The sequence below is a fragment of the Sphingomonas kyeonggiensis genome (assembly GCF_014196745.1).
Taxonomy (GTDB): Bacteria; Pseudomonadota; Alphaproteobacteria; order Sphingomonadales; family Sphingomonadaceae; genus Sphingomonas; species Sphingomonas kyeonggiensis.
The window spans coordinates 1822996-1843878 of the sequence record NZ_JACIEH010000001.1 but is presented as its reverse complement, the minus strand read 5'-3'; the positions used below and the strand labels follow the sequence as shown (position 1 = coordinate 1843878).

At 66.0% G+C, this 20883-nt stretch carries 21 protein-coding genes and 3 tRNA genes; 7 read left to right on the top strand and 17 right to left on the bottom strand.

Annotated features, from left to right (window positions below):
• Window positions 1–161 precede the first annotated feature (161 nt).
• Together GGR46_RS08715 and GGR46_RS08710 are read right to left on the bottom strand one after the other, a co-directional pair.
• On the bottom strand, window positions 162–1205 hold the full coding sequence (locus GGR46_RS08715; RefSeq protein WP_183996451.1) for a rod shape-determining protein: 1044 nt from the start codon (window positions 1203–1205) through the stop codon (window positions 162–164).
• 251 nt (window positions 1206–1456) lie between these two features.
• Window positions 1457–1533: transfer RNA gene (locus tag GGR46_RS08710), tRNA-Arg, on the bottom strand.
• A gap of 59 nt (window positions 1534–1592) precedes the next feature.
• On the opposite strand from GGR46_RS08710, the gene GGR46_RS08705 reads away from it, so the two are divergent.
• The 3 genes from GGR46_RS08705 to GGR46_RS08695 all read left to right on the top strand — a co-directional run bounded on the left by GGR46_RS08705 (window position 1593) and on the right by GGR46_RS08695 (window position 4764).
• Complete coding sequence (locus GGR46_RS08705) at window positions 1593–2342, top strand: queuosine precursor transporter (protein WP_183996448.1); 750 nt, start codon at window positions 1593–1595, stop codon at window positions 2340–2342.
• A gap of 104 nt (window positions 2343–2446) precedes the next feature.
• A complete protein-coding gene (locus GGR46_RS08700) occupies window positions 2447–3277 on the top strand; it encodes an alpha/beta hydrolase (protein WP_183996446.1) in 831 nt (276 codons plus the stop codon).
• 143 nt (window positions 3278–3420) lie between these two features.
• Complete coding sequence (locus GGR46_RS08695; RefSeq protein WP_183996444.1) at window positions 3421–4764, top strand: methyl-accepting chemotaxis protein; 1344 nt, start codon at window positions 3421–3423, stop codon at window positions 4762–4764.
• Window positions 4765–4904: 140 nt separating this feature from the next.
• Here GGR46_RS08695 and GGR46_RS08690 read toward each other — a convergent pair.
• From GGR46_RS08690 to GGR46_RS08645, 10 genes are all read right to left on the bottom strand, one after another.
• Window positions 4905–4976: transfer RNA gene (locus tag GGR46_RS08690), tRNA-Cys, on the bottom strand.
• A gap of 127 nt (window positions 4977–5103) precedes the next feature.
• Window positions 5104–5179 (bottom strand) — tRNA-Pro (locus GGR46_RS08685).
• 125 nt (window positions 5180–5304) lie between these two features.
• Window positions 5305–5817, bottom strand: coding sequence for a cysteine hydrolase family protein (locus GGR46_RS08680; RefSeq protein WP_343058087.1), 513 nt, complete (start codon window positions 5815–5817; stop codon window positions 5305–5307).
• 7 nt (window positions 5818–5824) lie between these two features.
• Complete coding sequence (gene purQ, locus GGR46_RS08675) at window positions 5825–6490, bottom strand: phosphoribosylformylglycinamidine synthase subunit PurQ (protein WP_183996440.1); 666 nt, start codon at window positions 6488–6490, stop codon at window positions 5825–5827.
• On the bottom strand, window positions 6487–6717 hold the full coding sequence (gene purS / locus GGR46_RS08670; RefSeq protein WP_183996438.1) for a phosphoribosylformylglycinamidine synthase subunit PurS: 231 nt from the start codon (window positions 6715–6717) through the stop codon (window positions 6487–6489). Before purS ends, purQ begins: the two co-directional genes overlap by 4 nt.
• Window positions 6718–6936: 219 nt before the next feature.
• Window positions 6937–7716 (bottom strand): phosphoribosylaminoimidazolesuccinocarboxamide synthase, encoded by a 780-nt coding sequence (gene purC, locus GGR46_RS08665; protein WP_183996436.1) that lies wholly within the window; start codon window positions 7714–7716, stop codon window positions 6937–6939.
• Between the two features lie 104 nt (window positions 7717–7820).
• Entirely contained in the window at window positions 7821–8804 is a 984-nt protein-coding gene (locus GGR46_RS08660) for a DUF4349 domain-containing protein (RefSeq protein WP_183996434.1), read from the bottom strand.
• A 110-nt stretch (window positions 8805–8914) separates the two neighbouring features.
• Complete coding sequence (locus GGR46_RS08655; protein ID WP_183996432.1) at window positions 8915–9784, bottom strand: DUF4349 domain-containing protein; 870 nt, start codon at window positions 9782–9784, stop codon at window positions 8915–8917.
• 313 nt (window positions 9785–10097) lie between these two features.
• A complete protein-coding gene (locus GGR46_RS08650) occupies window positions 10098–11012 on the bottom strand; it encodes a hypothetical protein (RefSeq protein ID WP_183996429.1) in 915 nt (304 codons plus the stop codon).
• 173 nt (window positions 11013–11185) lie between these two features.
• Window positions 11186–11506: a UrcA family protein gene (locus tag GGR46_RS08645; RefSeq protein ID WP_183996427.1), complete on the bottom strand. Its 321-nt coding sequence runs from the start codon at window positions 11504–11506 to the stop codon at window positions 11186–11188.
• Window positions 11507–11620: 114 nt separating this feature from the next.
• Between GGR46_RS08645 and GGR46_RS08640 the strand changes: the two genes are divergently transcribed.
• Window positions 11621–12559 (top strand): LysR substrate-binding domain-containing protein, encoded by a 939-nt coding sequence (locus GGR46_RS08640; protein WP_183996425.1) that lies wholly within the window; start codon window positions 11621–11623, stop codon window positions 12557–12559.
• A 42-nt stretch (window positions 12560–12601) separates the two neighbouring features.
• On the opposite strand, the gene GGR46_RS08635 is transcribed toward GGR46_RS08640, so the two are convergent.
• Together GGR46_RS08635 and GGR46_RS08630 are read right to left on the bottom strand one after the other, a co-directional pair.
• Window positions 12602–13219: an outer membrane protein gene (locus GGR46_RS08635; protein WP_183996423.1), complete on the bottom strand. Its 618-nt coding sequence runs from the start codon at window positions 13217–13219 to the stop codon at window positions 12602–12604.
• A 130-nt stretch (window positions 13220–13349) separates the two neighbouring features.
• Window positions 13350–13973, bottom strand: coding sequence for a hypothetical protein (locus GGR46_RS08630; RefSeq protein ID WP_183996421.1), 624 nt, complete (start codon window positions 13971–13973; stop codon window positions 13350–13352).
• Window positions 13974–14041: 68 nt separating this feature from the next.
• Between GGR46_RS08630 and GGR46_RS08625 the strand changes: the two genes are divergently transcribed.
• The 3 genes from GGR46_RS08625 (at window position 14042) to GGR46_RS08615 (ending at window position 18400) form a co-directional block, all read left to right on the top strand.
• Window positions 14042–14386 carry a hypothetical protein gene (locus tag GGR46_RS08625; protein WP_183996419.1) on the top strand — a complete coding sequence of 115 codons (345 nt, stop codon included), beginning with the start codon at window positions 14042–14044 and terminating at the stop codon, window positions 14384–14386.
• Window positions 14383–16623: a DNA topoisomerase IV subunit A gene (gene parC, locus GGR46_RS08620; RefSeq protein ID WP_183996417.1), complete on the top strand. Its 2241-nt coding sequence runs from the start codon at window positions 14383–14385 to the stop codon at window positions 16621–16623. The genes GGR46_RS08625 and parC overlap by 4 nt, the downstream gene beginning before the upstream one ends.
• Window positions 16624–16783: 160 nt before the next feature.
• Window positions 16784–18400: a putative bifunctional diguanylate cyclase/phosphodiesterase gene (locus GGR46_RS08615; protein ID WP_183996902.1), complete on the top strand. Its 1617-nt coding sequence runs from the start codon at window positions 16784–16786 to the stop codon at window positions 18398–18400.
• Here the strand turns inward: GGR46_RS08615 and GGR46_RS08610 are convergent.
• The 3 genes from GGR46_RS08610 to GGR46_RS08600 are packed head-to-tail and all read right to left on the bottom strand — an operon-like array spanning window position 18370 to window position 20701.
• Window positions 18370–19560, bottom strand: coding sequence for a CCA tRNA nucleotidyltransferase (locus GGR46_RS08610; RefSeq protein ID WP_183996415.1), 1191 nt, complete (start codon window positions 19558–19560; stop codon window positions 18370–18372). The genes GGR46_RS08615 and GGR46_RS08610 overlap by 31 nt on opposite strands.
• Complete coding sequence (locus GGR46_RS08605) at window positions 19548–20138, bottom strand: CoA pyrophosphatase (protein WP_183996413.1); 591 nt, start codon at window positions 20136–20138, stop codon at window positions 19548–19550. Before GGR46_RS08605 ends, GGR46_RS08610 begins: the two co-directional genes overlap by 13 nt.
• A complete protein-coding gene (locus GGR46_RS08600) occupies window positions 20135–20701 on the bottom strand; it encodes a DUF1285 domain-containing protein (RefSeq protein ID WP_183996411.1) in 567 nt (188 codons plus the stop codon). Before GGR46_RS08600 ends, GGR46_RS08605 begins: the two co-directional genes overlap by 4 nt.
• Window positions 20702–20883 lie beyond the last annotated feature (182 nt).

Sequence of the window (20883 nt, the reverse complement as noted above, 5' to 3'; positions counted from 1 at the left end):
CAGTATTTAAGTTGAGATCTTCGTAATGATATTATTCATGATCTTCTGGCTCTATTGCGCGCGCCAAAACGCCTCTTCAGCCCATGCGCGCATGTGCCCTCAGAAGGGAGACGGGAGATCGCGAATATCAGGACAAAGATTTTTTGCGGCCGGGCAGCCGATCAGGTGCTCGACATTGCGCCCCGATACACCGGGTCCTCGAGCGCCCGCCCGGCGCCGGTGGCGACGCACATCAGGGCATTCTCCGCGACCATGACAGGCAATCCGGTTGCCTTGGACAGGACGTCGTCCAAATTCGCGAGCAGGCTGCCGCCGCCGGTCATCACGATGCCCTGGTCATAGATGTCGGAGGCCAGCTCCGGTTCGGTCTTCTCCAGCGCCGAGTGCACGGCCTCGACGATCTGGGCGGTGAGGTCGGCAAGGGCATTGGCGATCTCGCCCTGATTCACTTCCACCTCGGAAGGCATGCCCTTCACCAGGTCTCGCCCCCTGACCTTCGTGGTCTGGCCGATGCCGTCTTCCGGAATCTGGGCGGTGCCGATCTCGACCTTTATCCGCTCCGCCGTGGCTTCGCCGATCATGAGGTTGTGCTTGCGACGGATTGCGGAGGCGATCGCCTCGTCCATGCGGTCGCCGCCGACGCGAATGGAGGCGCTGTACGCCAGGCCCTTGAGAGACAGGACGGCGACCTCGGTCGTGCCTCCACCGATGTCCACGACCATGACCCCGAGCGGTTCGGTGATGGGCAGGCCGGCACCGATGGCCGCTGCCATGGATTCCTCGATCAGATAGACCTTGCCGGCGCCCGCGTTGGTGGCCGCCTGCTGGATGGCACGCCGCTCGACCTGAGTCGCGCTGCTCGGAATGCTGACCGCGATCTCCGGGCGGCGGCCGATCCGCATCGGGCGGCCGCCGACCTTGTCGATGAAATACTTGATCATCTGTTCCGCCACCTCGACATCGGCGATCACGCCATCGCGCATCGGGCGGATCGTGCGGACGTTGTCGGGCGTCTTCCCGAGCATCAGCTTCGCCTCGGCGCCGACCGCCCGGACACGCGAGATGCCGCCGGTCGTTTCCATCGCCACCACCGATGGTTCGCTGAGCACAATGCCTCGGTCCCGCAGGTAGATGACTGTGTTTACCGTGCCGAGGTCAATCGCGAGATCGTGGGAGCCGCTCGAGAAGAAGCGAGGAAATTGCATCAAGTTCAATCTGTTGGCATCGCGTGCGCTTCGCAGAATTGCGGAGCGCGATATCGATCGCACGGGCCGGTGCGGTGGGCTGGTCGCGGGGGCGGGTCAAGCCATTATCGGCTGGAATGACCCGCTGCAGCGCCGACGTGAGCGCGATCGGGCGAGCAGGTTCTGGCGCACCCGAAGGGAGCGACTTCGAACCCCTCAGGGTTCGCAAGCGCGAACGCGCGCGAGCTTGCTGCGAGGCTCTTCCAAAAAATTGGCGCGCCCGGCTGGATTCGAACCAGCGACCACGAGCTTAGAAGGCACGTGCTCTATCCAACTGAGCTACGGGCGCGCGACGGATGCCCCTAGCGTGGATTGCGCGGCAGCGGAACCGGGATCATAGATGCGTGCATGAACTCCGGGGACGGGAAGCCGGCGCAGGTCGCCGCGAACACGCTGCGCGGCGGGCAATTCCGCTATTACGACTTCATGATGGCCGCCTTCGTGGCGATCATCCTGCTGTCGAACGTGCTCGGCGCGGGCAAGGTCTCGCAGGTCTGGCTGCCGATCTACAACGACTATTGGCCGTTCGGCGCCGGTATCCTGTTCTTCCCCGTCTCCTATGTGATCGGCGACGTGCTGACCGAGGTGTACGGCTATGCCCGCGCACGCCGGGTGATCTGGGCGGGCACCGGGGCGGTGCTGTTCATGGCCTTCATGTCCTGGGTAGTCGTCGCGCTCCCGCCGGCGCCGAGCTGGGGCAACCAGGCCGCGTACGAGACGATCTTCGGCCAGGTACCGCGCATCGTCCTCGCCTCGGTCTGCGCCTTCTGGGCGGGCGAGTTCGTCAACTCCTACGTCCTCGCCCGGATGAAGCTGTGGACCGGTGGCAAGATGCTATGGACCCGCACGATCGGCTCGACGATCGCGGGCGAGGGGATCGACAGCCTGATCTTCTACCCGCTGGCCTTTCTCGGTGCCGAGGGCTGGACCACGACGCTCGTCATCCAGGTGCTCTTCACCCAATGGGCGCTCAAGGTCGCGTGGGAAGTGATCCTCACGCCCGTCACCTATCTGGTCGTCGGCTTCCTCAAGCGCCGCGAGGGCGTCGACGTGTTCGACGAGGGGACCGATTTCACGCCCTTCGCCACCCGCGTCTGATCCGGATCAGGGAGTCCGCGCCGATATTTGCGAATACCCGAAGGAGTAGCTGACACCGGGCGACAAGGCTGTCATTCTTCCCGCGATTCTTTGGGGAGAGCATCATGACTGCGACGACGGAAGAGACTTTCGGCAGCACCGGGCACGTCAACATCTTCTTCCGCTCCTGGCTTCCCGAGGGGGAGCCGCGCGCGGTGGTGGTGATCTGCCACGGGGTGAATTCGCATGGCGGCCAGCATGAATGGACGGCCCAGCGCTTCGTGGAGAAGGGCTATGCCGCCTATGCGCTCGACCTGCGCGGCCGCGGCCGTTCCGAAGGCGATCGCTTCTATGTCGAGAAGATCTCCGACTATGTCGACGATGTCGCCGGCACCATCGCCATCGCCAAGTCGCGCCACCCGGGGAAGAAGGTCTTCCTGCTCGGGCACAGTGCCGGCGGCGTCACGTCCTGCACCTACACGCTCGACAACCAGCACGAACTGGCCGGCTTCATCTGCGAGAGCTTCGCCTTCCAGGTGCCGGCGCCCGGCTTCGCCCTGGCTGCGATCAAGGGCCTCAGCCACATCGCGCCGCATCTCGGCGTGCTCAAGCTGAAGAACGAGGATTTCTCGCGCGATCCCGAATGGGTGGCGACGCTCAATGCCGATCCGTACATCAAGGACGAGGTTCAGCCTGCCGCCACGGTGGCCGCGCTGGTCCGCGCCGACGAACGGATGCGCGAGGAATTCGACACGATCACGATTCCGGTGATGATCCTGCACGGAACAGAGGATCGGGCGACCGTCTGCCACGGCAGCGAATTCTTCTACGAACATGTTGGATCGAGCGACCGGACCCTCAAGATTTACCAGGGCCATTACCATGATTTGCTCGCCGATCTTGGCAAGGAAGGCGTGATGGCAGACATTCTGGAATGGGTCGAAGCGCGAACGTAACGATCAACTTCGCGTAATTTATGTAATTGTACGCGAACGGAAAAATATTGTTACGTATATTGGCGAAGCGGCAATTTGCGGAGGTGGGCACTCTATAATGTTCAGCGGAGCAACACTTTGTTGCAGATGCTGAGGGAATGCCCATGCACTGGTTTGTCGCTAACGCGCCCATTCGCCGTAAGCTGCTAGTAGCGTTCGGCTCGATGGTGGCGCTCGTCGCGCTTATGCCGCTCACCCTGTTGCTGTTTCCCGCGCTTGCCCTGGCTGTCGGCATTGCCGCCACCGTGGCGGCCGCGGGTCTCGGCGTCTGGTATCGCAAGGCGATCGCCGACCCCTATGTCACCACCGTGCTGCGCATGGAGGCATTGGCGGCCGGCGATCTCGCCAGCCCGATCCAGTTCACCGAATATCGTGACTGTGTCGGCCGTCTCACCAAGGCGATGTTCACCTTCCGCGATGCCGCAGCGGGGCAGATCAAGCAGAATGAGGAAGCCGAGCATCACGGCGAAATCGTTCGCGGCATGACCGCCAATCTCGAGCGGCTGGCCCAGGGCGACCTGACCGCCGACATCGTCGAGGAATATCCGGCAACCTATGCGAAGCTGCGCGAGAACTTCAACGCGGCACTCGCTTCGCTGCGTGCGCTGCTCGGCGCCGTGACCGAGAGCACCTCGGCCATCCGCAACGGATCGGGCGAGATTGCCCAAGCCTCGGAAAGCCTGGCGCGCCGTACCGAGGCCAATGCCGCGAGCCTGGAGCAGACCACCGCCGCGATCAGCCAGATGGACCAGCGCCTGAAGGCGACCGCCGAAGCCGCCGCCAACACCGTGGCGCGTGCCGACGGCGCCACCGCGACCGTGTCGGGTGGCCGTCAGGTCGTCGATGAGGCGGTGCAGGCGATGAACCGCGTCAATGACAGCGCCAAGGGCATCGATTCGGTCATCGAGGGCCTCGACAAGATCGCCTTCCAGACCCGGGTGCTCGCGATGAACGCCGCGGTCGAGGCCGGCCGCGCGGGTGAAGCGGGCAGGGGCTTTGCCGTTGTCGCCGATCTCGTCTCGGCGCTCGCCATGCGGGCCGAGGAAGAGGCCGGGCGTGCCCGCGAGCAGCTCACCGCCACCCAGGTCGATATCGTCGCCGCGGTGACCATGGTCGAGAAGGTCGATGGCGCGCTCGCCCATATCGCCGAGGACGTCAGTGGCGTGCATACGCTGCTCAACCAGATGGCGGCCGACAACCAGGCCCAGTCGACCGCGATCAGCGAGATCAGCAGCGCGATCGGCACGATGGACGTGTCGACCCAGCAGAATGCCGCGATGGTCGAGGAAACCTCGGCTGCCGCCCGCAACCTCACCGTCGAGGTCGCGACCCTCGCCGAGCAGGCGTCGCGCTTCCAGATGACGGGCGGCCGCAAGCCGCTGTCCTTCCCGGCGCCGGGCCTGGCTGCCTCGCTGAACGGAGAACATGCGGGGTTCGCACTGAACTGAGCTTCGTCCCGGCGGACGCCGGGATGCTTCCGGACCTGTGGGTTCGCCATCAGGCGGGGCGATCGCGGCACTTCCCGCGGTCGCCCGCTCGTTGGAGCAAGGCATCACCGATATAACCATATAGGATATATGGGTATGCGAGTCCGGGGCCGGAATCGAACCGGCTCCTGGCGGGTTTGCAATCCGCTGCGTTCCCACTTCGCCACCCGGACATGGGTGTTCGCCGCTGGTGTGGCCGGAGGGATTTGCACCCTCTAGCATCGGATCCACATACCGACCTCGCACTATATTGCGTTCGGCCACCACAGAACGACTGAAAAGCGTTGGTTCTTGGAAAGGTGGTCAGGGTGGGGGATTTGAACCTGCAGCCCCCGGTCCCAGGCCGGGCGCTCTGACTCTCTTGAGCTACACCCTGAAAACGGGCGCAGCGAAGCATTCCGTCAATGTCGACAGGTGCTGGGTCGCGGTTGCGAGAAGAGAGTGATCGCAGTCATGGTGCGAGCGCAATCGCAATCGCATGATTCGCGGATTCGTACAAGCCTATTTGGATAAGTTCAGTTCGTGGGGGCTGCGCAGTACGCTTCCGAAATGGTGCTGCCAAAGCCGCGCACCGAGATCTGCGCTGCGGTCTAGGGACGAGCCGACGCTCAGCCATTGCAGCAAGGTGGGGCGCAATCCCGCGTCGAACAGCATGAAGCCCGCTGCCAGGCAGCAGGTATCGGCCTGGATGCCGCAGACGTACACGCGTTCCGTTTCCCGCGCGCGCAAATGGTCGATCAGCTCGATCGGCGGAAGATAGCCGTGCTTCACGAAGATATGGTCGGCCGCGACAAGGCTTTCGTCGTCAGGTGCGGGCTTCCAGCCGAGCTGGCGCTCGAACGGCGTCACCGATTCGTCGTGCCGCTCGATCGTCGCCACGGTGTGGAGGGTGCGGCTCAGCGCGCGGATGCCGTCCACGATCGCATCCGGCACGGCAAAGCTCGGCTGGACGTCGACGACCAGCAGCGCAAGTCCGGGAAGGGTGGGGCGCTCGGCTAGCAGCGGCCCCGGCACGCTGGCCTCAGGCCACCGCCTCGAGAAGGCCCTCGAACAGCCGGCGGCCGTCGGTGCCGCCATGCGCGGCTTCGATACGACGCTCGGGGTGCGGCATCATGCCCAGCACGTTGCCGGCCTTGTTGAGCACGCCGGCGATGTTGCGGGCCGAGCCGTTGATGTCGGCGGCATAGCGGAAGGCGACGCGGCCTTCGCCTTCGATCCGGTCGAGCGTATCGGCGTCGGCAAAGTAGTTGCCGTCGTGATGCGCCACGGGAACCGTGATCTGCTCGCCCGAACGATAGCCCGAGGTGAAGATCGACTGCGAATTGTCGACCGTCAGCGGCACGTCGCGGCAGACGAAGTTTAAGCCCGAGTTGCGCATCAGCGCGCCGGGCAGCAGCCCGGTCTCGGTGAGGACCTGGAAGCCGTTGCAGATGCCGATCACCGGCATGCCCTTGTCAGCCGCCTCGACCACGGCCTTCACGACCGGGGAGCGCGCCGCGATCGCGCCGCAGCGCAGATAGTCGCCATAGGAGAAGCCGCCGGGCAGGGCGATCAGGCCGAGACCCTGGGGCAGCTCGCTTTCGCCGTGCCACACCATGGCGGGCTTCACGCCCGTCACCGCCTCCAGCGCGACTGCGATGTCGCGATCGCAGTTGGAACCGGGAAAGACGATGACTGCGGTCTTCACAGCTTTTCCACCCGGTAGTTCTCGATGACGGTGTTGGCGAGCAGCTTGCGGCACATCTCGTCGACGGCCTCGTCGCTGGTCGAGTCTGCGAGCTCGAGCTCGAAGATCTTGCCGGCGCGGACGTCTTCGACGCCTTCAAAGCCGAGGCCGCCCAAAGCGTGCTGGATGGCCTTGCCCTGGGGGTCGAGCACGCCGTTCTTCAAGGTGACGATGATGCGGAGCTTCATGGGCAGGGCCTATGGCGCGGAGTGCGCCGGGCTGCAACCCCATCTAGGCATCATCGCCATCAATCCGTCATCCGGCCGAAATCGTCATCCCGGCGAAAGCCGGGATCTCAGGCGAAGGCGCGGGACGGGTCGCGCAAACATGGGGAAAGAGCCGCCCGAGATCCCGGCTTTCGCCGGGATGACGGGTTGATTGGGAATGACGTTATTGGCTTGGGAGGCTTACTTGCCCCGGCGCTTCCGGTGGCTTTCGAGGTCCAGCACCGCCGAATCCTCACCTTCCGGGAACAGGCCGAGTCGGCGCGCGACTTCCTGATAGGCCTCGACTTCGCCGCCCAGGTCGCGGCGGAAGCGATCCTTGTCGAGCTTCTCGCCGGTGGTCATGTCCCACAGGCGGCAGCCGTCCGGGCTGATCTCGTCGGCCAGGATGATGCGCGAATAGTCGTTGTCCCAGATCCGGCCGAACTCGAGCTTGAAGTCGACCAGGCGGATGCCGATGCCGGCGAACAGGCCCGAGAGGAAGTCGTTCACGCGGATGGCCATGTCGGCCATGTCGTGCAGTTCTTCCTGGCTCGCCCAGCCGAAGCAGAGGATGTGCTCGTCGGTGACCAGCGGGTCACCCAGCGCATCGTCCTTGTAGTAATATTCGACGATCGTGCGCGGCAACGGGGTGCCTTCCTCGATGCCGAGCTTCTTGGCGAGGCTGCCGGCGACGACGTTGCGCACCACGACTTCGATCGGGACGATCTCGACCTGGCGGATCAGCTGCTCGCGCATGTTGAGGCGGCGGATGAAGTGAGTCGGGATGCCGATGCCGGCGAGCAGCGTGAAGACGTGCTCGGAAATCCGGTTGTTGAGGACGCCCTTGCCGTTGATCGTGCCCTTTTTCTGGGCGTTGAAGGCGGTCGCGTCGTCCTTGAAATACTGGATCAGCGTACCGGGTTCGGGACCCTCGTAGAGGATCTTTGCCTTACCTTCGTAGATCTGCCGGCGGCGTGCCATCGGGTGCTTTTTCCCCTGGAAAGTCATTGCCCCGGCGGCACGGGGAATCCGCGCACGTGCCGGGGCGAGAGGCGGCCTATACCCAAAGGGGGGGTAAGGTGCAATCACACATCCTCGTTAACGGGTTCCAATCCGGCATGGCGCCATCGCCGTGCCACCGGGCGGAGCAGAAGCGCCACCGGTACCGCAAGCACTGCCCAGGGGAGCAGGAAGATCAGCAGCACCAGCAGGGTACGCAATGCGCCGATCACGGTCGCGCCCGATTGCAGGATCGCGTCGCCGATCTGGCCGAAAAAGCCCTGGCGGGTCGGTGCCGCGATCGGTGCGGTGGTCGGCGTGTAGCTGATCGCGAAATCCGAATAGGCGACGCGGCCCTTCAGCGTGCTCATCCAGCCCTTGGCCTGGTCGAGCTCCTCCTGGGCCTGGGCAACGCTGCGCTCGGCCTCGACCAGCTCGCTCACCCGCCCGGCGCGCCCGCGCAGCATTTCGGTCAGGCGCGACACCAGTATCTCGCGCTGGCGGATGCGGGCGCCGGTATCGACCAGGTCCTTCGAGACGTCCTCGGCCGAGATTTGGGTATCGACCGCGCGCCCGCCGGCCTTGCCGACCAGCCGGGTGAAGTCCGCCGAAACGCGCTGCGCCAGGTTGCTCGCGATGCGCAGCTTGAGGCTCGCCTGGGTGGCGCCATCGTCATTGCTGCCGCGCTCCATCGCGACGAGCTGGCAGCGGGGTCCCAGCCGGTTGCACAGGTCGAGATGTGCCTGCTGCGCGGTGGCTACGGCCCCGGCCGGGAGCCGGTAGCCGAGCGTGTAGCTGTAGGCGACCTGCGGTACGCTGATCGGGATGGCGTCGGTCGCCGGCACGGCTTCGTTGGGAGCGGCGGGCTCCGCTGCCGGTGCGCTGACGCCCGGCGCCTCCACCATCCTGGGCGAGGAAGGTGGCATGTCGACATTATAGGTATTCAGCGGCTCGGCCATCCTGTGCACGAAGCTCGGCCCCGAATTGAGCAGCATAATGCAGGTGCCCGCAGCAAGGATGGCGGCAAGACTTCCGCTACCCAGCAACACCCAGCGATTCGGCTTGCGCATCGCGTCTCTCCCCTTGTTGATTATGATATAACATCACATAATTGATACCGAAACAAGCGGGGCGACCATGGGCCGTCCCGCTTGCCTCCCTAGAAGGGGATCGGGACGGATCAGGCCGCTTCGGCTGGCTTGCCGCGCTTGCGCCGCACCAGCAGTACGACCGGGATCGCCAGCAGCACCCAGGGGAGCAGGTAGATTGCCAGCGTCAGCAGCGCGCGGACGCCGATCAGGAAGCTGGCGAAGGATCCTTGCCCCGCCTCGGTGAGCTGCCCCGCCACGCTGCCCGAATTGGTCGCCGGGGCGATTGCCGAATAGCGGATCTCGAAGTCCGACATGGCGACGCGGCCCTGCAGCTCGGTGAGCCAGCCGCGGGCCTGGTCGAGTTCCTCCTGTGCGGCCGCGACACTGCGCTCGGCCTCGACCAGCTCGGAGACCTTGCCCGAGCGCGTGCGCAGCACCTCGGTGAGCCGCGCGACGAGCAGCTCGCGCTGGGCGATCCGTGCCTTGGTGTCGACGATCTGCTTGGAGACGTCGTCGGTGGAGACCTTGGTGCCGGTCGCCCGCCCGCCGGCATCGGCCGCGGCCCTGCCCAGCGCGTCGGAAAAGCGGTGCGCCTCGCTGGTCGCGACGCGGAGCTTGGTCATCGCGTCGCCGGTCTTGTCCTGGCTGTCGTCGCGCTCGAAGGCGAGCAACTGGCAGCGCGCCGGGCCCATCTCTTCGCACAGCCGGCGATGTGCATCCTGGACCGCGCCCAGCTTGTCGGTCGGCAGCAGATAGCCCAGCGAATAGCTATAGGCGAGCTGGGGCAGGCTGACCTTCACCTTGTCCGCCGCGGCGCCCTTGGCGTCGCCCGCCGTATCACTGGCGGGCTGGGTCATTTCCTGAACAGTGACATCGCTCTTGCTGCCCTGGCCATTGTCGGCCGCAGAGCATCCCGCCAGCGCACCGCCCAGCAGAAGCAACGGAATAAGACGCTTCATAATCCCTCCTTGCCACAATCTGGCCATAATCCATCACAGAGATGGGATTTGAGTCAAGCCACAATTTTGCCCCATTTAAGGCGAGATTATGGCAAGGCAGATCTTGGCGCGGCAAGTCGCGCCGTCCGTCGCCCGCTGGCGCGTGCGGGGTCGGCGATGCCTCGGCGTGCAACGCGCGTGCGGGCGCGGTTCCCGGCGGATGCCAGGGGCCAGTTGCGATGGGGTTCCTGTGGTCTGGGCACCATCGATGGTGCGCCGAACCCGGGCCCCGGCCTGCGCCGGGGAGCCGATACTGTCGAACCTCGCCCTGGCGCTAGGCGTGCTGGTCCTCTTCGTCGCGTGAGAACCAGCGCTGGATCAGGTTGCGATTGTCGCCGCGCTCGCGGTGCGCATGGCCGTCGCCGCCATTGTGGACGCTGTCATAGCCGTCGTCATGGCGCGGCTCGGGGTCGGAGCCCACGGCGCGGCCGTGGATGATCCAGCGCAGGACCAGCACGACCGCGAGCATCAGCAGGCACCAGGGCCCGACGCTCGCCAGCAGCTGGACGAGCTGGGCGACCGAATTCTCCAGCGTCTGCCCTGCGGTGCGGAAATTCGCTTCGGACGAGCCGAGCCCGCTCAGCGCGCTGCTCGATTCATAGGTGAACAGCATTGGCGCGTTGGCAAGGGTCTGGCCCTGGCTCGCCTCCACCTCGGCGATCATCGAGAGCGCGTTCTGCAGCCGCGCCGCGCGCGCCTGGCCCTCGGGGGCGGTGCTGGCGCGGGCGTTCTGCAGCTGGTCCTGCAGTCGCTTCACCACCGCGGTGCTGCGCGCGGTCGCGGTCGAATCCGCGCCGGTGATCTCGGTATCGACCAGCACGCCGTCCGATCCGGTCACGTTCTTGGTCACCGCATCGCCAAAGGGGCGAGCGATCGAGGGGTCGATGCGGATGGTCAGCACCGCGCGGGTCTTGTTGCCGTCGTCGACGCGGTAGCGCATCGAGAGGATGCGGCAGCGCGCCGGTCCGATCCGGTCGCAGGCATCGGCATTGGACTGGAGCACGCCCTTCACCCGGCTGCCGGGCAGGCGATAGGCATAGCGATAGTCGAAGCCCGTGCCGGTCGAGGCAAAGGCCTCGGCATTGGCAGCCGAAGCGAATTCGGACTTGTCCTTGCCGTCCGCGGAGCGATTGCCGTCATCGCATCCCGCGAGCAGCGCAAGCGCCGCCAATGCCCAAACGACTCGCATGGGGTTCTCCCTGTTCCCTGAACGAGGAGTAACCATATTTTTGTGACGGGCCCAACCCGCCTGGATGGCACCGGCTTTCCCTTTTCGGGATCGCGATGCGCGATATCAATGATGCTTATGGGTTGGCGGGCGGTGTTGCAGACCGCCCGCCTCTTCGCCTTCCGAGGGATCAATCAGGGACGGGCGGAGATCTGGGTGGTGCCGGCGTGCCGCGCGACCGCCTGCTGGCGGGCCTCGGCGACCTGCTGGCGCAGCAGCGCCTTGCAGCGCAGGCCGCTGGGTGCCTCGGTCACATAGCCGGGGCGGGTGGTCGGGCAGACCGTGTCGACCGCACGGGCCAGCCGCCGGTCGAGCGCGGTGCGGCCTTCGGCACGCGACAGGTCGAGATCGGCATAGGAAACGCGGATGACGGCGTGGCTCTGCTGGGCCTTGGCGGCCAGCGGGATGAGCGCGGGCGAAAGGATCAGGGCGAGGGGGATGAGGGTCTTCAGCATGGCTTGTTCCTTTGGATGCGCGCCATGTTCGGCACCCCCGTCATTTGCGCCCGGACGCGCCGCGGGGCCAACAAATCATTGGCCATGATATATAAGCTGTGCTTGTATATTTGGATGCGTCGCCTTCCTCCGCTTTCCGCCGTCCGGGTGTTCGAGGCTGCCGCCCGGCACGGCAATTTCACCCGCGCCGCGGAAGAGCTGGGCATGACCCAGGCCGCGGTCAGCTATCAGATGAAGCTGCTCGAGGAGCGGGTGGGGGCGCCGCTGTTCGCGCGTAGCGGGCGTGGTATCATGCTCACCGATGTCGGGCGCCGGATCGCGCCGCAGATCACCACGGCCTTTGACGCGATGGGCGACGCCTTTGCTGCGGTGCACGCCGAATCCGAAAGCGTGATGCGGATCACCGCGCCGCGCACGCTCGCCACCAACTGGCTGGCCGGCCGGCTCGGCTCGTTCCAGCTCGCCCGTCCCGAACTGGCGGTGCAGCTGCACGTGGGCGATGAGATGGTCGACCTGCTCGCCGGGGAAGCGGATGTCGCGCTGCGCGGCGCGCCCGGCCCGATGCCGGGCCATAGCTGCCACTTCCTGATGGGCATGCCGGTGGCGCCTTTCGCCAGCCCGGCCTTCCTGGCGAAATACCCACCGGTGCGCATGCCCGCCGATCTGCTCGATCTGCCGCGGCTGACCTACAATGATGACTGGTGGGACCTGTGGTTCGCCGCCGCGATGGGCGAGACCCCGGAATATGCCGATCTGGCCGGCGTCCGCTTCGATTCGCAGATCCTCGACGGCAATGCCGCGATTGCCGGGCACGGCGTCTCGATCCTCAGCCCGCCCATGTGGTTGCCGGCGGTCCGCTCCGGCCAGCTCGTCCAGGTGCTGCCGCAGACGGCCCAGTATCGCAATGCGTTCTGGCTGATGTACGCCGAGAGCAAGCGCAACCAGCCCAAGGTCCGCGCCTTTCGCGAATGGCTGCTGGAGGAAGTGAAGGCCTCGCTGGCGGACGACCCCTGGGGCGCACTGGTGCCGCCGGAGGGTTGCCCGACAGACTGACAGGGGGATGGGGACAAGCCATCCCCCTGCCGCCCCTATGATCTAGAAGCGCACGCCGATGCCGGTGAGCAGTTGATGGCGGTCGTTGTTGCCCTGATAATCGTCAGATCGCGTGAAGCGATATTCGGCTTTGGCATAGACGTTCTTGGTCAACTTCTGCTCGACGCCGGCACCCACGCGCAGGCCATTGGCGGTGTCGGGACCATAGTTTCGGCCGTCGCTACCGTGGGTATCGTAGCGCAGGTCCGCCCAGCCAGCCTTGGCAAAGATTAGCGTCTTCGGGCTCAGCGCATAGCCGATGCGAGCAGAGACATCGATGTCGCGCGCCGCGTCGGTCTTGAAGGTAGTCGACCCGGTGCCCGGGAACGGCCCCATCTTGGCGCTGCCCGCGACGACCCAGCCGATACCGCCTTCGACACCGATGGTGACCCGCTTACCGATGGCCACGTCATAGCCGACCGCGCCGCCTACGCGCAGCCCGGTCAGTTCGCCGCCGGAAAGTGCATCGTCGCCGCTCTGGTCCAGGCCGATCGTCGCTTCGATGCGCGGGCCGGCAAATGCCTGGGCGGGCGTCTTCTCCTGCTCTGCATCCTGGGCAAACGCAGTGTTCGTGCCGACGAGGCAAGTCGCGGCGACGACAATCAGGATAGAATTACGCATGTTCTGCTTACTTTCGTTCGAGTTCCCCTGTGTGTTTCGGAGACGGAACGATTGCGGCGATCCCGTAATAGCCTGTGAAAATTCCCGCCGCGCAGATGGGCATCGTCCTCATCTGTCTCAGACACGAGATTTAAGGGGCGGTTTCCGGCGGGATCAGGTTGGGTGGGCAGCTATTCAGCTTTCCGCGTGCCTCGGCCAGCGTCTTCTGATGAAGGGCGATGCGTTCCGCGGACGTCGGCACCTGCAGACTGCCCTCGGCCACCACTACCTCTCCCCGCCGCCGCTGCAGGCGGAAGGTGCCGCCCGCTGCGAGCATGCGTCCGAGCGGGCGATTGGGCTCTTCATCGGTCACCAGCGGAAAGGATGCGGCGATGCCGGGGCGGCCGGTCTTGGACTTGAGGTTGAGGACATAGGCTCGCCGGTCCCAGTGCTGACCGTCCGGCGCAATGATCCGAAGGCTGTCCGCCAGCGTGACCGGGGCGGTTTTCGTGGCATAGAAATAGCCGTGCACCCAGGGTGTGGCGGTGTTCGGCTCGGGGAACCAGATGTTGAGCAGGAAGGGGCTGTCCCCACCGCCGATCTCCAGCCTGCCCGTCTGCGCGATCGGCTTGCCGTCATGGAGGCGAAGCAGCGTCTTCATCACGCCGCCGGTTATGGGGGCGGTGACCAGGGTCTCCTGGCAGCCCTGGGCAAGGGCGTTGGGCGTGCCGAAGGCGGTAAAGGCAAGGGCGGTGAGCAGGATCGATGTGCGCATGGGGTGGCCTGTTCTGGAATGATGTTCCTTGCCTGGCCTGCATCGCGCGCTGTGCCTGCCGGCCTGCGATGAAGCACGCCCACGACGCGACGGGGCTGGCATGGCCGATTCACGGCGCGGGCAAGTGGCGAAAAGCCGGACTGCCGGCGCTGGTAAAGTTGGAAATGTTCTGCTTTAGTTCCGGAATGTTCCTTCAGTCCGATCCTGGCGTCCGATCATCGGCTTTCCTGCGTGTGTGGAGATTCAAGGGATTCAACATTTTCCGGCGGCGCTCGGGGATAAGTATGAGAAATCAATTGATTAGTTATCCGGTCGACTGGGTCGATGTGGGGGCGTTCAACCCTTTGGTTGAATGTTGCCATGCCCCGGCTTGGCGCTTGGCCTTCGCTGCTGCTATCCGGGGTGGGAAATGAGCCTCGACACCGACATTCAAGATCCCGGCGCGCCTTCCGACGTCCCCTTCGACAGCGCGCTTTCCGAGCGGTACCTGGTCTACGCGCTCTCCACGATCACGGCGCGCTCGCTGCCCGATGTCCGCGACGGATTGAAGCCGGTCCACCGCCGCCTGCTCTGGGCGATGCGGCTGCTGCGGCTCGATCCGGCGAGCGGCTACAAGAAGTGCGCCCGCGTCGTCGGCGATGTCATCGGTAAATACCACCCGCACGGCGATCAGTCGGTCTATGACGCGATGGTCCGTCTGGCCCAGACCTTTGCGCTCCGGTATCCGCTGGTCGACGGCCAGGGCAATTTCGGCAATATCGACGGCGATAACGCGGCTGCGTACCGATATACCGAAGCGCGGCTCACCCAGGTCGCCATCGACCTGATGGACGGGCTCGACGAGAACGCCGTCGATTTCCGCCCGACCTATAATGGTGAGGATGAGGAGCCCGAGCTCTTCCCGGGCCTGTTCCCCAATCTGCTCGCCAATGGCGCCGCCGGCATCGCGGTCGGCATGGCGACCAGCATCCCGCCGCACAATGCCGCCGAGCTGATGAATGCCGCGGTAGCGCTGATCGACAATCCGGCGGCGAATGTCCTCGACTATGTCCAGGGGCCGGACCTGCCGACCGGCGGCATCATCGTCGACAGCCCTGCAGCGATTGCGGAAGCCTATGCCACCGGTCGTGGCGGTTTCCGGGTGCGGGCCAAGATCGAGAAGGTCACCGAGAAGGGCGGGGGCTGGCACCTCGTCGTCTCCGAGATCCCCTACGGCGTCCAGAAGGGCAAGCTGATCGAGGGTATCGCCGATCTCATCAACGAGAAGAAGCTGCCGATCCTGGGCGACGTCCGCGACGAGAGCGCCGAGGACATCCGCATCGTGCTCGAGCCGCGCAGCCGCACGGTGGTGGCCGAGGACCTGATCAACAGTCTGTTCCGCCTGTCGGACCTCGAGGTGCGCGTTCCGCTAAACCTCAACGTGCTCGACAAGCATCGCACGCCGCGGGTGATGAGCCTGCAGGAAGCGCTGCTGGGGTGGATCGAGCATCAGTTCGTGGTGCTGCGCCGCAAGTCCGAGCATCGTGTCGCCAAGATCACCGACCGCCTCGAGCTGGTCGGCGGCTACATCATCGCCTTCCTCAACCTCGACCGGGTGATCGAGATCATCCGAACCGAGGACGAGCCCAAGGCCGTGATGATGGCGGAGTTCGAGCTGACCGACCGCCAGGCCGAGGCGATCCTCAACATGCGGCTGCGCAGCTTGCGCAAGCTCGAGGAGATGGAGCTCAAGCGCGAGCGGGACGCGCTGGAGAAGGAAAAGGCCGATCTCGAGCTGCTGCTCTCGTCCGACGCCCGCCAGCGCACCCGGATGAAGCGCGACCTGGCGAAGATGATCGAGCGCTACGGGCCGGAGACGGCGCTGGGCAAGCGCCGCACCCTGGTCGAGGAAGCTGCGCCGGCACGCGAGATCCCGCTCGAGGCGATGATCGAGCGCGAGCCGATCACGGTGATCCTCTCGGCACGCGGCTGGATCCGCGCGATGAAGGGGCATGTCGAGGATCTGTCGGGCGAGGCGCTGAAGTTCAAGGAAGGCGACTCGGCCTTCCTGGCCTTCCATGCCCAAACCACCGACAAGCTGCTGCTCGCCGCCGACAATGGCCGTTTCTACACGCTGGGCGCGGACAAGCTGCCCGGTGGGCGTGGGTTCGGCGAGCCGGTGCGCCTGATGATCGACCTGGAGGGCGAACGAAACATCGTCGCGCTGCTGCCGGCGAGCCAGGCACCCAGGCTGCTCGTCGCGGCGGACGATGGCCGCGGCTTTGTCGTGAAGGCCGAGGACGTCATCGCCGAGACGCGCAAGGGCAAGCAGGTGGTGACGCCGCGCGCCGGCGCGCATCTCAAGCTGGTCCGGCCCATCGGTGCCGAGGACGATGCGGTCGCGGCGGTGGGCGACAACCGCAAGCTGCTGGTCTTCCCGCTCACCGAAGTGGCGGAGCTGGCGCGCGGGCAGGGCGTGCAGCTGCAGCGCTACCGCGACGGCGGATTGAGCGACGTGCGGACCTTCAAGATGGTCGACGGGTTGAGCTGGGCGATGGGCGGCGAGAGCGGCCGGACGCGCACCGAGTCCGATCTTTCGCCCTGGCGCGCGACACGCGGTGCGGCGGGCCGGATGGCGCCGAACGGGTTTCCGCGCGACAATCGTTTCTAGGATGACGTAAAACGCTTTTGTTTCAGGCGGTTTTAACCAATCGGGGCTAGGCCGGGGCGTGATGGTATTCGCCAGGACGAAGAAAGCCCGTGTCGTGGCGCCGCTGCCCCTGCCGCAGCAGCCGGCTTCGCTTGTCTTCGGCCCGGGCATCTCGGCGATGATGCTCGACATGCTGCCGGTGCCGGCCGCGCTGGTGGAGCTGCAGGATGACGTGTTCGTCTTCGACGCGGTGAACCGATCCTTCCGGGTCGCCGGCCTCGGCACCGTTGCCAGCGAATCGCCGCTGATCCGCCTGCTCGGTGCGCGGCTCCGCCGCTTCATCGAATCGAACGAGATCCAGTGCGAGATCAGCTGGCAGTTCGGCGACGAGGTGGATGCCCGGCACTTCCGGGTGATGCTCGCCAAGCGTGCCGACCGCCGGTCCTTCCCGCGCTGCATGGTCACCCTGGTCGACCACACGTCGGAACTCCGCACCGAATACAGCTTGCGCCGCGAGATGGCGACGGACAGCCTCACCGGCCTGCCCAACCGCGCTGGCTTCTCCGATGCGCTCGAGCATGCGATCACGCCCGAAAATGCCCAGGATTTCGCGGTGATGGTGGTCAATCTCGACCGGTTCAGCCGCGTCAATGCCTGTATGGGCGGTCTGGCGGGCGACGAGCTGCTGATCACGGTGGCGCGCCGGGTGAAGGGTGCGCTGCGCAGCCGCGACACGCTGGCCCGGATGGGCGGCGACGAGTTCGGCGTGCTGCTTACCCTCGACGAGGGGCCGAGCGACGCACTCCATGTCGCCAAGCGCATCCAGGCGGCCCTGGCCAATCCGTTCCGCCTCTCGGACTTCGAGATCCGGGTCGACTGCTCGATCGGCATCGCCCTGGGCAGCGACAATGACGGCGACCCCGAGGATCTGGTCCGCAACGCCCAGTTCGCGGTGAAGCGCGCCAAGAAGAGCGGCCGCACCGAAATCTACCAGGCCCATACCTTCGACATCGCCCGCGAGCAGTTCGGCATCGAGACCGAGCTGCGCCGGGCGATCGAGCATGGGCAGATGACGCTCTGCTACCAGCCGATCTGCGACCTCGCGACGGGCAAGATCATCTCGTTCGAGGCGCTGGCCCGCTGGACCAACGAGGAGGGTGTCCGCCTTTCGCCCAACGACTTCATCCCCGTCGCCGAGGAATCGGGCCTGATCATCCCGCTCGGCCGCTGGGCGATGGAGGAAGCGGCGCAGACCATCGCGGCCTGGGACCGGGCGGCGGGCGGGGACGCCGGCGTCAAGGTCGCGGTCAACCTTTCCGCGATCCAACTGCAGCGCGATCATATCCCCGCCATGGTCAAGGGCGCGCTCGACCGACACGGCGTAGCGGGCGACCGCCTGACCCTCGAGCTCACCGAAAGCGCGATCGTCACCGATCCGGACCGCATCGCCCAGACGATGAACGCCCTCAAGGACCTGGGCACCACGCTGGCGATGGACGATTTCGGCACGGGCTATTCGAACCTCGCCTATCTCCAGAAGCTGCCGATCGACCTGCTCAAGATCGACCGCAGCTTCGTCTCCGGCATGCTGGCCGACCGCGACAAGGTCGCGATCGTCCGCGCCATCCTAAGCCTCGCCCAGGCGCTCGGCATGCAGACCACCGCAGAGGGTATCGAGACCAACGAACTCGCCCAGACCCTGGCGGCGCTGGGCTGCACCTATGGCCAGGGCTTCCTCTACTCACGCGCCCTCGAGCGCGAGGACGCCTACGCGCTGCTCGTCGAGCGCAACGCCTGAGCTACCGCTTCGTCGGCCAGTGCCGACACGCGTGCCTCATCCGGAAAACCCTCGGCGATCCAGGCTTCCTCGACCTGCTTCATGAGCTGCGCGACCTTGGGCCCGGCCTTGATGCCGCGCGCCACGATCGCGCCGCCCGAGAGCGGGAAGCGGGGCGGCTGCCACGCTTCCAGCACCGCCACTTCCGAAAGCGGGCTGCCGAAGATCAGCAACCGGTCGCGCGCCGCCTCCACGCCCGCGCGCCACGCCATCGAGACGAAATTGCTTTCGGGCGGCACGACCGCGGAGGCAAGACGCTTGCGCTGGGCCTTCGAGAGCTTGAGCCGCGCGGCGATCAACTCGGCGAGCGTGGCGTCGGTCGGGATCAGCGAGGCGAGCCGGCGGATCGCATCGGGAGCGACACCGGCAGCGTCCTCGCGCGCCGCGAGATTGGCGAAGCGGTCCGCCGATGTGATCTCCGGCAGCACGGGCAGGAAGATGCCGCGCTCGATCATCAGGGCGACCACGCGGACCGCGTCCTTCGCCACCAGCAGCTTGAGCAGCTCATCGGCGATGCGCTCGCGGCTGAGCGCCATCAGGTCTCTCGAACGCGCCGTGCAGGCTTCGAGGCCAGCCGGATCGGCGACGTCGCCGAAGCGGGCGAGGAAGCGGAAGAAACGCAGAATGCGCAGATGGTCCTCGGCGATGCGCTGGAACGCATCGCCGATGAAGCGGACATGGCGCACCTCGAGATCGGCCAGGCCTCCGAAATAGTCGAAGATCTCGCCGCTCGCCGGATCGGCATAGAGCGCGTTGATCGTGAAATCGCGCCGTGCCGCGTCCTCGCGCCAGTCATCGGTGAAGGCGACGGTGGCGCGGCGGCCGTCGGTGGAGACGTCACGGCGCAGCGTGGTGACCTCCACGGGGCCGCTTGCCAGCACCGCGGTGATCGTGCCGTGATCGATGCCGGTGGGCACGGCGCGGATGCCGGCGCCCTTGAGCAGCTCCAATACCCGCTGCGGCGGAAGCGGCGTCGCGACATCGAGATCGGAGACCGGCAGGTCGAGCAACGTATCGCGCACCGATCCACCGACGAAGCGCACGTCGCCGAGCACCTCGACCAGATGGGCGAGCCCCTCGCGGTGCCGCCAGTCGGCATCGGGCAGGATCATGCCGCCCATTTCAGCCGCCTCGAAAGATTGACCAGCATTGCCGCCGTTGCTCCCCAGATCCGGCGGTCCTGCCAGAGTATCTCGTAATAGCGCCGCTCATGGCCCTGATATTGCGCCACCTGCTCGCGCTGGTTGGCGGTGTCGAGGAGGAAATCGAGCGGCACCTCGAAAACGCTGGCGACCTCGGCCTCCGATGGCGTGAGCAGCAGATCGGGCGGCACCACGCCGACCACCGGGGTGACGACATAGTTGGTGACGGTGCGATAGCTGTCGGTGGTGCCGACCACTTCGACCGAGGCGGGCGGCAGGGCGATCTCTTCGTGCGCCTCGCGCAGCGCCGCGCCGATCGGGCCATCGTCTTCCGGATCGATACGGCCACCGGGAAAGGCGACCTGGCCGGCATGACTGCGCAAAGTCTCGGTACGCTGGGTGAGGATCACGCCGGGAGAGGCGCGATTGGTGACGGCGATCAGCACCGCGGCGGGGTTGCCGCGCACCGCGGGGTCGAAATCATAATGGTCGCCGGGGAGCAGTAGCGGTGAATGATCCGCCGCGAGTGCGAGGCGCAGGCGATCGGCGAGGCTCATTCTGCCGGCTCCAGCGGGAAGAAAGCGCCGTTGCTCCACACGCCCGGCGGCGTGCTGCCATTGGCCAGGGCGATCTCGGCCAGTTCGTAATAGACGGTGCGGGCGACCAGTGCCTCCAGCCCGCGGCGGACATGGAGATAGGGGCGGGGGCCGTCCTCGCGATCCTCGAAGCGCAAGCCGTGCTCCGGGCCGGCGGTGACGAGGTCGCCGGTGTTGAGGCGGAAGGCGAGCTTCATGGCGTCGCCTTCGCCCTCGCGCTTCATCTCCACCGCGGTGAAGGGCGCATCCTCGACGTCGATGTCGAGCTTCTCGACCGGCGTGACCAGGACGAAGCGCCCGTCGGGCTCGCGGCGCAGGATCGTCGAGAACAGGCGGACCATCGGCAGGCGCCCGATCGGCGAGCCCTGGTGGAACCAGGTACCGTCGCGGGCGATGCGCATGTCGCTATGCCCGCAATGGCTGGGGTTCCAGCTTTCGACCGGCGGCAGGCGATCCTCTTCGGCGAGGCGTGCGATCTCGGCAAGCGAGAGGCTGGCGAAGTCGGGCGGGGGCGTGGAGGGCATCGATTCGCCTCAATCTGCCGGCGCGGCGGGGCCGCGGAAGTTTACGAAACATACGCTACGGGGCCCCTGATTCCCGGTCCCCGGATGGTTCAGCGAACGAAGGCTGTGGAGGAAAAGCTGCGAACGGTCGGCCATGCCGGAGACCCAAGCAGACAAAATCCTACATTGGAAGCTGCGACTTG

Bases quoted from the DNA above. Each gene is read 5' to 3' on its own strand.
- GGR46_RS08715 (WP_183996451.1), bottom strand. From the start codon at position 1,205: ATGCAATTTCCTCGCTTCTTCTCGAGCGGCTCCCACGATCTCGCGATT.
- GGR46_RS08705 (WP_183996448.1), top strand. From the start codon at position 1,593: ATGAACTCCGGGGACGGGAAGCCGGCGCAGGTCGCCGCGAACACGCTG.
- GGR46_RS08700 (WP_183996446.1), top strand. From the start codon at position 2,447: ATGACTGCGACGACGGAAGAGACTTTCGGCAGCACCGGGCACGTCAAC.
- GGR46_RS08695 (WP_183996444.1), top strand. From the start codon at position 3,421: ATGCACTGGTTTGTCGCTAACGCGCCCATTCGCCGTAAGCTGCTAGTA.
- purS (WP_183996438.1), bottom strand. From the start codon at position 6,717: ATGAAGCTCCGCATCATCGTCACCTTGAAGAACGGCGTGCTCGACCCC.
- purC (WP_183996436.1), bottom strand. From the start codon at position 7,716: ATGGCACGCCGCCGGCAGATCTACGAAGGTAAGGCAAAGATCCTCTAC.
- GGR46_RS08660 (WP_183996434.1), bottom strand. From the start codon at position 8,804: ATGCGCAAGCCGAATCGCTGGGTGTTGCTGGGTAGCGGAAGTCTTGCC.
- GGR46_RS08655 (WP_183996432.1), bottom strand. From the start codon at position 9,784: ATGAAGCGTCTTATTCCGTTGCTTCTGCTGGGCGGTGCGCTGGCGGGA.
- GGR46_RS08650 (WP_183996429.1), bottom strand. From the start codon at position 11,012: ATGCGAGTCGTTTGGGCATTGGCGGCGCTTGCGCTGCTCGCGGGATGC.
- GGR46_RS08645 (WP_183996427.1), bottom strand. From the start codon at position 11,506: ATGCTGAAGACCCTCATCCCCCTCGCCCTGATCCTTTCGCCCGCGCTC.
- GGR46_RS08640 (WP_183996425.1), top strand. From the start codon at position 11,621: ATGCGTCGCCTTCCTCCGCTTTCCGCCGTCCGGGTGTTCGAGGCTGCC.
- GGR46_RS08635 (WP_183996423.1), bottom strand. From the start codon at position 13,219: ATGCGTAATTCTATCCTGATTGTCGTCGCCGCGACTTGCCTCGTCGGC.
- GGR46_RS08630 (WP_183996421.1), bottom strand. From the start codon at position 13,973: ATGCGCACATCGATCCTGCTCACCGCCCTTGCCTTTACCGCCTTCGGC.
- GGR46_RS08625 (WP_183996419.1), top strand. From the start codon at position 14,042: ATGAAGCACGCCCACGACGCGACGGGGCTGGCATGGCCGATTCACGGC.
- parC (WP_183996417.1), top strand. From the start codon at position 14,383: ATGAGCCTCGACACCGACATTCAAGATCCCGGCGCGCCTTCCGACGTC.
- GGR46_RS08615 (WP_183996902.1), top strand. From the start codon at position 16,784: ATGCTCGACATGCTGCCGGTGCCGGCCGCGCTGGTGGAGCTGCAGGAT.
- GGR46_RS08610 (WP_183996415.1), bottom strand. From the start codon at position 19,560: ATGGGCGGCATGATCCTGCCCGATGCCGACTGGCGGCACCGCGAGGGG.
- GGR46_RS08605 (WP_183996413.1), bottom strand. From the start codon at position 20,138: ATGAGCCTCGCCGATCGCCTGCGCCTCGCACTCGCGGCGGATCATTCA.
- GGR46_RS08600 (WP_183996411.1), bottom strand. From the start codon at position 20,701: ATGCCCTCCACGCCCCCGCCCGACTTCGCCAGCCTCTCGCTTGCCGAG.